The 13,219-nt window shown below is 64.7% G+C and carries 9 protein-coding genes; 3 read left to right on the top strand and 6 right to left on the bottom strand.

Annotated elements, in window-relative coordinates; genetic code table 11:
* Window positions 1-49: 49 nt before the first annotated feature.
* Window positions 50-1,207: a 4-phosphoerythronate dehydrogenase PdxB gene (gene pdxB / locus C7446_RS14575; RefSeq protein WP_121173906.1), complete on the bottom strand. Its 1,158-nt coding sequence runs from the start codon at window positions 1,205-1,207 to the stop codon at window positions 50-52.
* A 155-nt stretch (window positions 1,208-1,362) separates the two neighbouring features.
* On the opposite strand from pdxB, the gene C7446_RS14570 reads away from it, so the two are divergent.
* Window positions 1,363-1,647, top strand: coding sequence for a hypothetical protein (locus C7446_RS14570; RefSeq protein ID WP_121173857.1), 285 nt, complete (start codon window positions 1,363-1,365; stop codon window positions 1,645-1,647).
* A 60-nt stretch (window positions 1,648-1,707) separates the two neighbouring features.
* Here the strand turns inward: C7446_RS14570 and rlmKL are convergent, their stop codons facing one another.
* A complete protein-coding gene (gene rlmKL / locus C7446_RS14565; protein ID WP_121173856.1) occupies window positions 1,708-3,969 on the bottom strand; it encodes a bifunctional 23S rRNA (guanine(2069)-N(7))-methyltransferase RlmK/23S rRNA (guanine(2445)-N(2))-methyltransferase RlmL in 2,262 nt (753 codons plus the stop codon).
* A 222-nt stretch (window positions 3,970-4,191) separates the two neighbouring features.
* Between rlmKL and rmf the strand changes: the two genes are divergently transcribed.
* Window positions 4,192-4,398 (top strand): ribosome modulation factor, encoded by a 207-nt coding sequence (rmf, locus tag C7446_RS14560; protein WP_121173855.1) that lies wholly within the window; start codon window positions 4,192-4,194, stop codon window positions 4,396-4,398.
* A 174-nt stretch (window positions 4,399-4,572) separates the two neighbouring features.
* Here the strand turns inward: rmf and C7446_RS14555 are convergent, their stop codons facing one another.
* The 3 genes from C7446_RS14555 to C7446_RS14545 form a co-directional block, all read right to left on the bottom strand.
* Complete coding sequence (locus C7446_RS14555) at window positions 4,573-5,580, bottom strand: quinone-dependent dihydroorotate dehydrogenase (RefSeq protein WP_121173854.1); 1,008 nt, start codon at window positions 5,578-5,580, stop codon at window positions 4,573-4,575.
* Window positions 5,581-5,653: 73 nt separating this feature from the next.
* The gene (locus tag C7446_RS14550) at window positions 5,654-6,814 is read right to left on the bottom strand and encodes a hypothetical protein (protein WP_170150103.1); all 1,161 of its coding nucleotides are present in this window, start codon (window positions 6,812-6,814) and stop codon (window positions 5,654-5,656) included.
* 187 nt (window positions 6,815-7,001) lie between these two features.
* Window positions 7,002-7,883, bottom strand: coding sequence for an MOSC domain-containing protein (locus C7446_RS14545; protein WP_121173852.1), 882 nt, complete (start codon window positions 7,881-7,883; stop codon window positions 7,002-7,004).
* Between the two features lie 154 nt (window positions 7,884-8,037).
* Here C7446_RS14545 and C7446_RS16505 point away from each other — a divergent pair, with 154 nt between their 5' ends.
* Window positions 8,038-8,181, top strand: a complete 144-nt coding sequence (locus C7446_RS16505; protein ID WP_170150102.1) for a hypothetical protein — start codon at window positions 8,038-8,040, stop codon at window positions 8,179-8,181.
* A gap of 73 nt (window positions 8,182-8,254) precedes the next feature.
* Here C7446_RS16505 and C7446_RS14540 read toward each other — a convergent pair whose 3' ends face one another.
* Window positions 8,255-13,093 (bottom strand): NAD-glutamate dehydrogenase, encoded by a 4,839-nt coding sequence (locus C7446_RS14540; protein ID WP_121173851.1) that lies wholly within the window; start codon window positions 13,091-13,093, stop codon window positions 8,255-8,257.
* Window positions 13,094-13,219: the final 126 nt, after the last annotated feature.

Genomic DNA, 13,219 nt, shown 5'->3' with positions numbered 1-13,219 from the left:
GCGCTTCCGGCCCGCTTTCGTGGCGGGCCTTTTCATGCACGCCAGGCAGTCAGCCCTGCTTGCCTGCCAGACGCAGCGAAAAGCCGGCGCTGACGATGATGTCGCGCAGCTCGCCGGCGTTGTGCTTGAGACTCACCCGCAGGGTGGAGAACTCGCGTCGCAGCGGATACTCCCGGCGCATGCGATCAAAGCCCTCCGCCATGCCATAGTGGCGGCGGTAACGCTCCAGCAGCATGGCGTCGCGGCGAATGTCATAGCAGGCGCGGGCGCACAGCATCAGTGCCTCCAGCGGTGGCGCCCAGCCGGTCAGGGTAATCCGGCGCAGCCATGACTCCGGCTTGAGCTGTCCGAGCCGCTTGCGTACCGGCAGTCCGAAATGCCGGCTCATGGCCTGATGAATCATGTCGGTGCCGGCCATCTTGCCATCCACGCTGTAGCCGGCCACATGCGGGGTGGCAATATCCACCAGCCGATAGAGGGCCTCGTCGATGGTGGGCTCGCCCTCCCACACATCCAGAATCACGCGCAGGTCGCGGTGTGCCTCCAGACGCCGGCACAGCGCGCCGGTATCGACGCACTCCCCCCGCCCGGCACTGATCAGGATCTGGCCGGAACGCAGTGCCGCGATCCGCCGCTCATCGAGCAGATGGTGAGTGGGATGCGCGCCATCGCGCACCAGCGGGGTATGCAGACAGAGCACATCGGTGCGCTCGATCAGGGTATCGAGATCGACGAAATCCTCGCGCTCCTCGGCATCGGCCCGCGGTGGATCGCAGATCAGACAGGGAATATCCAGCGCTTCGAGCCGGGCCTGCAGTCGGCTGCCGACATTGCCGGCGCCCACGATGCCCACGGTACGTCCGGTCAGGGCCTCGCCATCCTGCTCGCTCATCAAAAGCAGCCCGGAAAGCACGTAATCAACCACCGACTCGGCATTGCTGCCCGGCGCACTGGCAAAGCCGATGCCCTGCTCGTGCAGCCAGTCGACATCGACGTGATCGACCCCGATGGTCGCCGTGCCCACGAATTTCACCCGGGTGCCAGCCAGCAGTGTGGCATCCACCCGGGTTACCGAACGCACCAGCAGCACATCGGCATCAAGCAGCTGGTCGCGCGTCATGCTCCGGCCCGGCAGGCGAATCACTTCACCGTGGTCACCGAAGAACTCATCGATCAGCGGGATGTTTTCATCCGCCACAATACGCATCATGATCCCCTTTCCGGATTCCGACATGACCGGCACCCGACCCTGCGTCGCCATGCCGATCGGCTTTGTTCCCTTCACTGCGGCCTTTACAATCAGGCAGCTGTACCCGGGGGCAGCATGCCTTGCAGTATTCTCTCATCAGTGTGGAGTGACGAGTGATCATTCGCTGGGAAAGCGGCCACGACTATGTGCTGATACACGTTCACCGCGACATGCTCGGTGACTGGATCCTCAGTCGCGCCTGGGGCCAGATCGGCACGGGCTACGGCGGCCTGCGCCACGCTCTGGCCGAGAGTTTCGAACAGGCCATGACCTGGGTCGACAGCATCGATCACATCCAGACCTCGCGCGGCTTCCAGCGGGTCCTGACCAGCGAGGATGACGACACCCCGGAAGCCCGCGATGCGCTCGCCCAGCTGCACCGTCTCGATCCGGGCTGAAAGACCGGCAACCGGCGCCGGACAGTGCCGGAGCACGCACACGCCGGAGGCCCCCTGCTGCTACTGCACCGCAGCTTCATGCCGATGCCGGATCACGAAGACATGGTGAATGCCCGGACGTCGCTCGAAATCCGGGTCCAGCATGGCCTTCGAGCGCTCATCGACATCAAAGCGCTCGCGCAGTGCGTCATCGAGGCGGAAGCGGCGCTGATTGTTGGAGAACAGCAGCGTGCCGCCCGGGGCCAGCCGGGCCATGGCCAGCTCCACCAGCCGGACATGATCGCGCTGCACATCCAGCGCCTCCTCCATCTTCTTCGAGTTGGAAAAGGTCGGCGGGTCGAGAAAGATCAGATCGAAACTGTCGCGGGCGCGCTCCAGCCACTGCAGGCAGTCGGCGCGTACCAGCTGATGGCGCTTTTCATCCAGCCCGTTGAGGCGGAAGTTCTCCCGCGCCCAGTCGAGATAGGTATTGGAGAGATCAACGCTGACGCTCGAGTGTGCCCCGCCCAGCGCCGCATGAACGGTAGCCGTGGCGGTATAGCAGAACAGGTTGAGAAAGCGCTGCCGGCTGGCATGCGCCCCCAGCCAGCGGCGCACCGGCCGGTGGTCGAGAAACAGCCCGGTATCGAGATAGTCGCGCAGATTGACCAGCGCCCGGATCGGTGACTCCATCACCTCCAGCCGCTGCCCCGAATCGGCCTGGCGCTCATACTGGGAGCGCCCGCTCTGACGCTGGCGCCGCTTGAGATATACCGCTTCCGGGTCGACCTCCAGCACCTCGGGCAGGACGCCCAGCGCTTCCATCAGCCGCTTTTCGGCCTGCTGCGGGTCAACCGAACGCGGTGGCACGTACTCCTGTACATGCACCCGGTCGGCATAGCAGTCGATCGCCAGCGCATATTCCGGCATGTCGGCATCATAGAGCCGGTAGCACTGCTCGCCGCTGCGCCGAAGCCATTTCGCCAGACGCTTGCGGTTCTTGCGCAGCCGGTTGGCAAACATCCGTGCCCCCTCGGAGTGCCGCGCCGGCGCACTCTCCGACGACACGGCCTGCGGCTCGCTGCCGCCCGCTTCCCCTGCGCGCTCCTCGGCATCAGGCGCAGCGCCTGACGCATCCTGCCGGGGGTGGATCTCGATCAGCAGCAGCTTGCAGTCGAGCTGCCCGTTCTTCAGCGCGTACTGGCGGTGCGCGCGCAGGCCGAGGCGGTGACCCAGCTCGGGGTTACCGGTAAACAACGCCAGCGACCAGCCCGGAAAGTGCTGGCGCAGCGCGCTGCCCAGCTTCTGATAAAGCACCACCAGCCCGGGCAGCTCCCCGAGCCGCTCGCCATAGGGCGGATTGGTAATGATCAGCCCATGCGCCATGTCGCGCATGGCATGCGGCTGCGTCAGCGTTTCGGCTTCCGCGAGCACGAACTCGAGCTGTTCGGTCAGTCCGGCCCGCTCGGCATTGTTGCGGGCCGCCCGGATTGCCCGTCGATCCCGATCCCGCCCCTGCAGCAGGCAGGGTGGATGCTGCCGCCCCCGGGCAGCGCGCGCCTCGGCCTCGCTGCGAACCTGCTCCCAGAGCGCTGCATCATGCAGTGCCCAGCCGTGAAAGCCGAAGCGGCGCCGGGCGAGATTGGGCGCGATATCACAGGCCATCATGGCCGCCTCGATCACCAGCGTGCCCGAGCCGCACATCGGATCCAGCAGCGGCTCACCGCGTTCGGCGCGCTCGGGCCAGCCGGCTCGCATCAGCAGCGCTGCCGCCAGGTTCTCCTTGAGCGGGGCTCCCCCGCCTTCGCGCCGGTAACCCCGCAGATGCAGGCTCTCACCGCTGAGATCGATCCCCAGGGTCAGGGTCTGATGATGAAAGTGCGCATGAATGCTCAGGTCCGCGGCTTTCGGCTCCACCACCGGACGAGAGCGCCCTGCCGCCATCACTGCCTCGACCACCCCGTCCTTGACGCACTGGGCACCGAAGCGGGTATGACGAATGTGCTCACTGGTGCCATGAAAATCGACGCGGATCGTCGCCGTTTCGGCGATCTCCTCCTGCCAGGCAAGCCCCGCCGCAGCCCGGGTGATCGCAGCACCATCCGGCACCCCTTCCACCCGGGCCAGCAGCCGCACGATGCGATTGGCCAGCCGCGACCACAGACAGAGCCGATAGAGCGTCGCGCTGTCGGCCCGGCCCATCACCCGGGCACTGGAAGTCTGCGTCACGCTGGCCCCCAGCGCAGTCAGCTCCTCGACCAGCAGGCCTTCCACGCCCCACGGGCAGGTCGCCATGAAGTCCATCATCAGGGAATTATCGGATTGCAAGTCAGTGGCGCTCATCGAATTCGAATCATGGTGGCAGAGAGAGTGAGGCTGTCATATTGCTGAAAGGTTTAAGAAGTGCACATGCTTAGAAGAAAAGAATTTTCGACACCCGGGAAGTGCTGACTGATGATGACAGTGTAGCTACACAAGGCACGTGCTGTTGTCATCCGCGGAATCATCGATGCTCGCCCGACTGGCCGGGCGGGTGCATAAATCCCTCGTGCAAGAGGTAAGCCGATGAAGCGACAGAAACGAAACCGTTCACAAAAAGCTTACATCCATGGTTACAAGGCCGGCGTTTCCGGACGCTCCCGGGACCAGTGTCCCAGTCAGGACATCGACCTGCGTGAATACTGGATGAGCGGCTGGCGTGAAGGCCGCGAGGATAACTGGTCCGGCATGACCGGCATCGCCGGTATTCACAAGAATCCACGCGTGCTCTAGAGCTCTCCGGCACTCGCCGGGCGACTGAATCGCCCCTGCCTTCTCCCGTCACCACGGGGCACGGGGCAGCGGGTTGCAGGCGATGAAGCATTCGATCCATGGAAGGCTCGAGCTGCTCGGGCCTTTTTAACGTTCCGACCCTGCGATTGCCCGCTCAGGATACCCTGGTGCCGCTCAGGCAAGCGCCCGCGCACACTCGCCGACCAGCGCCGGGCCCCGGTAGATCAGCCCCGTATACAGCTGGACCAGATCCGCTCCGGCAGCACGCTTCTCCCGCGCGTGCTCGGCTTCCAGAATGCCGCCGACACCGATGATGACCACCCCGGGCAAACGCTCGCGCAGCGCTGCAATCATCCGGGTCGACGCCTCCCGCACCGGTGCGCCGGAAAGCCCGCCGCTCTCCTTGCCGAGGCGGGAACCAGCCACGGCCGTGCGGGATATCGTGGTATTGGTGGCAATCACGGCTTCCACGCCGCTTTCGGCCAGGCAGTGCGCTACCAGCTCGAGTTCCTCATCGCTCATGTCGGGCGCGATCTTGACCGCCAGCGGCACGTGCCTGCCGTTCTGGACATCGAGGCGCATCGCCGCTTCCGTCAGCGTGGTCAACAGCTGCTGCAGATGATCGCCGAACTGCAGCTCACGCAGACCCGGCGTATTGGGCGAGGAAATATTGACGGTGACATAGTCGGCATGGGCGTGCACCGCCTCCAGGCAGCTCAGATAGTCCGCGGCGGCATCGGCCACCTCGGTGGTCAGGTTCTTGCCGATGTTGATGCCCAGTACGCCATTGAAATGGCGCTGCCGGACATGCTCGACCAGCGGCTCGACGCCGCTGTTGTTGAACCCCATGCGATTGATGATCGCCTGATATTCCGGCAGCCGGAACAGCCGGGGCCGCGGATTGCCGGGCTGGGCCCTGGGCGTCACCGTGCCGACCTCGAGAAACCCGAAGCCCAGTGCCCCCAGCGCATCGACATGCGCACCATCCTTGTCCAGCCCCGCTGCCAGACCGACCCGATTGGGAAAACGCAACCCCATCAGGGTCACCGGCGATTCGAACGCTTCACCGCCCAGCGCCCGGCTCAGCCGCCAGCGATGCGCCAGATCCAGCGCCGTCAGGGTCACGCCATGGGCGGTTTCGGGGTCGAGGCGGAACAGCAGGGCTCGAGCAGGCGAATACATCAGGGGATCTCGACAGTGGAAAGGCGGCAGTATACGCAGCCGCCGTGTTCACGTCACGGCGGCTGCCGGAGCGCTACTTCTGCTCGACGCGCAGCGTGTAGCTGTCGTTGCCGGAACGGGCCGAGCCGTATTTCTGGCCGTTGACGCGGATCGAGTAAACCCCGGGCTGGAGCTGCTCACGGATATGGAAATCGCCATCCAGCCCCTGACCGCTGTCACTGGCCACCACATCGCCATCGGCATTGACCACTTCGGCAGAGAGCCGGTAGCTGCCCTGGTTGGCACCGAAGGAGGAGCTCTCCACCACCACGGTACCGGGCTGCATGACTTCGAATTTCAGCACCTCGCCCTTCTCGCGAATCGAGAGATCCCGCAGCACCCGTTGCTGCATGGGCGTTACGTTGTCCTGACCGGAAGAGGCTTCACTCGAGGAGGACGATGGCGGCGGTGTCGTACCACCTGATGCAGCGTCGGAGGCCTGCGTCGGCTGACCGGCATGCTCCGATGAAGCAATGGCCGGGGGCTGGCTGCCGGTGGTCGAAGTGCCGGCCGAGGTCCGGTCAGCACTGCCGGCGACCGTGCGCTCCAGTGCTTCGCCACTCGGCCCCGGCGATGCCGGCAGCGGACTGGGAGAGGTGACCTGGCTGGCACTGCGCTGCGAAGCACCGATCCCGGCGCTGGTCGCCTGCGGCGCCAGTCGCGGCGGCTGACCATCCTGACCGTCGCGATCCGCTGCCGCCACTGCCCCGGCCGGTGCCAGCCGCTCGACCCGATTCTGATCCCCGAGTCCCTGCTGGTTGTCGAGATTGACCACCCGTACCGTGACACTCTGATGGCCGTCCCGGGCGGGGCCCCGGCTGCGTCCGGAGATGGTGACCGTATACTGCCCCGGCGCGAGCGTCTCGGTCATGGCGATGCCGTTGGTCCGCTCGTTGCCGTCGGCCTGTTCGAGCGCCACGCCATCGGCATTCTTCAGCACGCCGTGTACCTCGTAGGCACCGGAGGCGCCGGGAAATCCACCGGCCTCGATGCGATAGCGCCCCTGCTTGCTGATCTCGAACTCGTGGGTCAGCGGCTTGTCTCCCAGAAAGAGACTGCGGCTCTGACGATCGGAGCTGTTGTGCAGCGAATCGGAGAGATCCACCTGGGAGGCGGCCGCCTCCGCCCGCTTGAGCGCCGCACTCTTGTCCGCCAGCACGGGCTGGCTGACCAGCACGCCCAGGCTCACGCTCACACCTACTACCAGTCGAAATGTCCTGCCTGTCATCATCGTTGTCACCGACGGTTCCGATTCGCTCATCGACACCCGCAGGACCACGACACCGGGCCGCCCCCGCCCTCACGGAGCAGCCACCGCCGCCCGCGGGGTCTGCCAAAACCGGCCCAGCATACCAGAGCCGAAAGCCGCTGCGAGGAATTGATCAGCCGGAAGTGGCACAGGTGTCGAGCCCCACCCCGCTCTCGCGGGGAGCGGTCAGCTCGATTCGATCCCCGACCCTCAGCTGACATCCGCTGCCCTCGAGTACCACGGCATTCTCGCCGAAGAAGGCCCCGGCACGATCGGTGTGGTGATAGCCCAGCAGGGTATCCAGGGGCTCGCCCGCCTCGACGATATCACCGCTGCACTGATCCACGGTGGTCACCCGGCAGCGCTGGCAGGGCTTGCAGAGCCAGAGCGTGACACCGCTGCCCACCAGATGCTGGTGATAGTGTTCGGCAAAGGGTCGCGTGCCGCCGAGCACGATATTGGGGCGAAAGCGCGCCATCGGCACCGGCCGATGCTCACCGGCCGCCAGGCGCCGGTTGAGATCCTCGAGCGAAGCGGTGGTGGTCACCAGCAGCGGAAACCCGTCGGCAAACCCGGTTCTGGCTTCCAGCGATCCCAGCCGCTGCGGATCGACCAGCCGATGATTGTCGGATGGTACCCGCTTGAGTCGCAGTGATTCGCCATGCCAGCAGCCCAGCACGCCGGTCAGCCAGGCCGCGGCCTCTTCACCCTCGTCGACGCCGGCACAATGATCGCGAAAGATCCTGAGCGGCTCGGCCGGCCCCGTCGGTCGGGTCAGCGGCACGAACAGGTGGCGGCGATCGGGCGCACAGAGAATGAGATGAGAGGCGTCGAAATGAACCTCGAGGGTGGCCATCATCGGCAGCTCGCGCTGGGTAATGAAACGACCGCTGGCGGTCGTCACCATCCAGCGGCGGTCCAGGGCCAGCCCCTCTTCGGTCAGTTCGGCGGTTTCAAGCGCGATACCGCCGAGCGACTTGACGGGATAGATGTTGAGCGCGGTGATTTCAGCCATGAGCGGACCCCGGGTTGGTCGTATCGGCGCCGAACGCCCGCCGCCGGCGGGCAGCGAATGGCACGCTTTTTCTTCATTACCGTTTTATCAGCGCGGCCGAAGGTGTACAACGCCTCATGCGCCCCTATCCTTTCACCCGTTGCGGACCCCTGCCATGCGTAATGATCATTCCGACAATGCCCGACAGCACGACCATGAACAGCCCCCCGAAGGCCATTCACCGATCGGCAAGATTGCGGTAGCCGTCGCCTTTCTGGGCATTGTCGCCTTCTTCGTGTTCGCCCTCGTGGCCGACTGAAGGGCGCCGGCGGCACCACGAAAAACGCCGCCCGGTGGGCGGCGTCGGCAGGGGTGGCCCGGCAGGCCGGCCGTCAGTGCTGGCTTTCCGCCAGCTCGCCGAGGGCCCGAACCGCCACGGTGAACAGGGCATAGCCGGTCTGGCTGCCGGAGTGCACTTCCTCGAGCAGATCACACCAGCGATCGATGCGGCCGCGATGCACCTCGAGCCAGTGCTCGACCCGCTCATCCACCTCAAGGGGCGCGGACTCCAGCCGCAGCACGCTGGAAGTCAGGGTCAGCTGCTGACGATCGAGATCATCGCGCAGTGCTTCCCGGGCCTGGGCCTCCCAGCTGTCGTGCACCTCGAGTCGATTGATCTGATCGAGCATCCATGGCAGCTGCAGCCGTTCACCGAGGGCGAAATAGGTATCCGCCACCCGCTCGAGCTTTTCATTGGTCATGCGCGCCGTATCGATGATGCCGAGCCCGGCGTAGAGACTGTCGGTGGCAGCCACCCGGCTGGCCAGCTGTTCCGGCACGCCCGCTTCGACGTAGCGATCGCGCAGCTGTTGCCACTGCTCCCGGGCACCGCCGCGCAGCCGCTCGCCGATATTCTCCTGCAGCTGATTGAGACGCGAGGCGAAGTGCTCGATGGTATCGCGCACCCCGTGGCTGCCCGAGTGCCGCATGAAGTGACGGGTGGCGCGCCGAACCAGTCGCACCAGTGACAGCATCATCTCGTACTGGATATCGCTGTCGATACGATAGTCGAGCGACTCGATCTCGTGCCACAGCGTGGGCAGGCTGAAGCTGTCACGCGCGATGACATAGGCCCGGACGACATCGGCACTGCCGGCGCCCGCGATATCCATCAGCCGCCGCACGAAGGGAATGCCCATGTGATCGACCACATCACCCGCCAGCTGGGTGGCCACGATCTGCGACTTGAGACGGTGGCGGTACGCCTCATCGCCGTAACGCTCCAGCAGGGTCGCCGGAAAGGCCCGCTCGACGTGCTGCTGGATGTAGTCATCCTCAAGCAGTTCGGCGTCCCCGAGCGTGCTCTTGAGATCGATCTTGGCGTACGAGATCAGCACCGCCAGCTCGGGATGCGTCAGCCCCTCACCGTTGCGCTGACGCTCCGCCAGGGTCTGGTCATCGGGCAGCGCCTCCAGTTCGCGATCGAGCACGCCGATCTCCTCGAGATCACGCACGAAGCGCCGATAGGGCCCCATGTTGTCCTTCGACAGCCGACGCGACAGGGAGAGTGCCTGGGTCTGGCGATAGTTGTCATCGATGACCAGCTCGGCCACTTCATCGGTCATCTGCGAGAGCAGCTCGTTGCGCTGCTTTTCGGTCATGTCGCCGCGGGCGACGACATCATCGAGCAGGATCTTGATGTTGACCTCATGGTCGGAGCAGTTCACGCCGCCGGCATTGTCGATGAAGTCGGTATTGACCCGGACGCCGTGATCGGCGGCCTCGCGACGTCCGAGCTGGGTTACCCCGAGGTTGCCGCCCTCGCCGATCACCCGGGCGTGCAGGTCACGGCCATCGATACGCAGATTGTCGTTGGCCTTGTCGCCCACCTCGGCGTGACTTTCGCTCGAGGACTTGATGTAGGTACCGATACCGCCGTTCCAGATCAGGTCGACCTCGGCCCCCAGCAGGGCATGAATCAGCTCGGCCGGCGAGAGCCGATTGGCGCTGATGCCGAAACGCTGCTGCATCTGCGGCGTGATGGCGATCGACTTGGCATCGCGCGAGAAGACGCCGCCGCCCTCGCTGATGACGCTGGTGTCATAATCCGACCAGCTTGAACGCTGGAGATTGAACACCCGCTGGCGTTCGGCAAACGAGGCCGCCTCGTCGGGGTCGGGATCGATGAAGATGTGACGATGGTTGAAGGCCGCCACCAGCGCAATCTTCTCCGACAGCAGCATGCCGTTGCCGAAGACGTCGCCGGCCATGTCACCGATGCCCAGCACGGTAAAGCGATCCTGCTGGGTATTGATGCCGATTTCGCGGAAATGGCGCTTGACCGACTCCCAGGCGCCGCGAGCGGTAATCGCCATCGCCTTGTGATCGTAGCCGTGCTTGCCGCCGGAGGCGAAGGCGTCCCCGAGCCAGAAGCGATACTCGTGCGCCAGGGCGTTGGCAATATCCGAAAAGGTCGCGGTGCCCTTGTCGGCGGCCACCACCAGATAGGGGTCATCCTCATCGCGGCGCACCACGTCGTGCGGCGCGACCACTTCCTTCTCCACCAGATTGTCGGTCAGATCCAGCATGCCGCGGATCAGTGTCTGGTAGCAGGCAATCCCCTCCTGCTGAACGGCATCCCGGTCACCGCCCTCGGGCAGCCGCTTGCAGATGAACCCGCCCTTGGCACCCAGCGGCACGATCACCGAGTTCTTGACCTGCTGCGCCTTGACCAGACCGAGGATCTCGGTACGAAAGTCCTCGAAGCGATCCGACCAGCGGATGCCGCCCCGGGCCACCTTCGCATTGCGCAGATGCACGCCTTCCATGCGCGGCGAACAGACAAAGACCTCGTACATCGGGCGCGGACGCGGTACGTCGCTCAGCTGACGGGTCGCCAGCTTGAACGAGATGTATTCGCGCGGCGTACCGTCCTCGTTGTTCTGGAAGAAGTTGGTGCGCAGCGTGGCCTCGATCAGCTCGATATAGCGCCGGATCAGGCGATCATCGTTGAGGCTGGTCACCTCCTCGAGCTGGCCCTCGATCGCCTCGCGGGTCTGGCGCTGGGTCTCGTCATCGGCAGCCTCTTCGGGATTGAAGCGCTGCTGGAAGAGTGTCACCAGATTGCGGGTGACATCGGGATAGGCCGTCAGGGTATCGGCAATGTACTGCTGCGACAGGCCGAACCGCACCTGCTTGAGATAGCGGGCGTAGGCCCGCAGCATCGCCACCTCGTGCCAGTCCAGACGCGCCGCGATCACCAGCCGATTGAAGGTGTCGCTTTCGGCTTCGCCGGTCCAGATCCGGGTAAAGGCCTCGATGAAATCGTCCCGCATCCGCGCCAGATCAACGCCGGCCTGTCCCGGATACGCCACATCGAAATCATGGATCCAGTACGTGCCATCGCTGCGCTCGATCTCGAAGGGCCGTTCGCCGAGCACCCGCAGCCCCATGTTTTCCAGCAGCGGCAGTACATCGGAGAGCGGAATCGGTGCCCCGGCGTGGAACAGCTTGAGCTTGAAGTCGCTGTGATTCTCGACCTGGCGGTAAAGGCTGATCCCCAGCGGCGCACCGGCCTCCACCTTCTGGATATAGGCGATGTCGTGCACCGCGGTGCGCGGCGAGAACTCGTCACGATAGCTGCCGGGGAAGGCATCACGATAATGCGTCATCAGCTGATTGGCGGGCTCCTCGCCGAAGCCCTCGACCATCGCTTCGTGCAGCGAATCGCGCCAGCTGCGGGCCAGTTCGATCACCTTGCGCTCGATGCGGCGGTCGTCGCGCGCCACCGGCGTGTCACCGTTGAAGCGCAGGATCAGCTGGATACGCGCCAGCACCGACTCCGACAGATAGGTATTGAAGTCGCCGAAGGTAGCGTCAAGCTCCTCGCAGAGCAGGTTCTGGATGCGCACCCGCAGGTCGGTGGAGAAGACATCACGAGGCACGAATACCAGACAGGAGTAGAACTTGCCGGAACGATCCTCGCGAATGAAGACCCGAACCCGGCGGCGCTCGCGAATGCCGAGGATCCCCATGGCGGTATGGCACAGGTCATCGGTATTGGTCTGAAACAGATCGTCACGCGGATAGACCTCGAGAATCTGCATCAGCTGCTTGCCGTTGTGTCCCTTGGGATCAACATTGGCGTTGTGCATCACGCTTGCCAGCTTGCGGCGCAGCACCGGAATGTTGCGCGGCGTCTCGTTGTAGACCGACAGCGTATAGAGCCCGAGGAAACGGCGCTCGCCGATTACCCGGCCGTGCTCGTCGAAGCGCTCGACAATGATGTAGTCCGGATAGGCCGGCCGGTGTACCCGGGCATGAAAGGCGCTCTTGGCGAAGGAGACCAGCTCCGGCACCAGCACGTATTCGCCGCTGTTCTCGTCCATGCTGGGCAGACGATCGGGACGCTCGTTGTAACGCGGCAGATCGAGCCCGAGCACGCCCAGCTCGGAATTCTCGCAGCGCTCGAGCCGTGGCTGGCCATCGCTTTCATCGAGGCGATACTCCTCGAAGCCGAGAAAGGTAAAGTGATCATCAAGCAGCCAGTCGAGAAAGGCGCAGGCCTCGTCGACATCGCGCTGCTCGATCGACGCAGGGCGATGCTCGCGCAGTTCGCTGATGGCCTCGCGCACCTGGTCGCGCATCGGCTCGACATCGCTGACGGCAGTGCGAACCTCACCCAGCACCTCGCGCAGGCTGTCGGCCAGCGAGGCAAGGGTATCGCCATCGGTATGCCGGTCGATCTCGATGTAGACCAGCGATTCACGGGCCTCGGGGGCTTCCGCGGCAGTGGGCGGTGTCAGCCGCTGCAGCTCGAGCTGCTCGTTGCGCTCGACCGCAAACACGGCGTTGTGAATCGCATGCACCGTGATGTTGCGCCGGTTGAGCTCGATGCGGATGGAATCCACCACGAAGGCCATGTCCCGGCCCAGCACCTCGACGATGGTATGGGTCGACTGCCAGCCATGCTCCTCGAAATCGGGATTGAACACCCGCACCTTCGGCTGTTCGAGCGACTCGCGCTGCTGCAGGAAGTGCCATGTCGACAGGGTCGCACCATAGATATCATCGGGCTGCCGTTCGGCCAGATCATCGAATGACGCCGTGGCATAGTAGTGACTGGCAAAGGCGATGACCTGTTCGGCCCGTTCGGCCGGCAGGCGCTCCCGGAACTGCTGCTCCAGAGCCTCGAAGAACTCGCTGCGACTCTCGGATGCGACTTTTTGCATCGCTCTACACTCCTCCCTGCATCGCGCGGCCACGGTGGCGCCGATTACATTGTGATGGATACCGTGACCAGCGTAGCCCACGACGCAGCCCGGTCCCTAATGAGTTGCCCGATCCGTTATTGCCCA

It is taken from the genome of Kushneria sinocarnis (genome assembly GCF_003633775.1).
In the GTDB taxonomy this organism is placed as follows: Bacteria; Pseudomonadota; Gammaproteobacteria; order Pseudomonadales; family Halomonadaceae; genus Kushneria; species Kushneria sinocarnis.
The sequence above is the reverse complement of the archived record's forward strand: the minus strand, read 5'-3'. Positions and strand labels throughout refer to the sequence as shown.

Coding starts and splice junctions, on each gene's coding strand:
- pdxB (WP_121173906.1), bottom strand. CDS start 1,207: ATGCGTATTGTGGCGGATGAAAACATCCCGCTGATCGATGAGTTCTTC.
- rlmKL (WP_121173856.1), bottom strand. CDS start 3,969: ATGAGCGCCACTGACTTGCAATCCGATAATTCCCTGATGATGGACTTC.
- rmf (WP_121173855.1), top strand. CDS start 4,192: ATGAAGCGACAGAAACGAAACCGTTCACAAAAAGCTTACATCCATGGT.
- C7446_RS14555 (WP_121173854.1), bottom strand. CDS start 5,580: ATGTATTCGCCTGCTCGAGCCCTGCTGTTCCGCCTCGACCCCGAAACC.
- C7446_RS14545 (WP_121173852.1), bottom strand. CDS start 7,883: ATGGCTGAAATCACCGCGCTCAACATCTATCCCGTCAAGTCGCTCGGC.
- C7446_RS16505 (WP_170150102.1), top strand. CDS start 8,038: ATGCGTAATGATCATTCCGACAATGCCCGACAGCACGACCATGAACAG.
- C7446_RS14540 (WP_121173851.1), bottom strand. CDS start 13,093: ATGCAAAAAGTCGCATCCGAGAGTCGCAGCGAGTTCTTCGAGGCTCTG.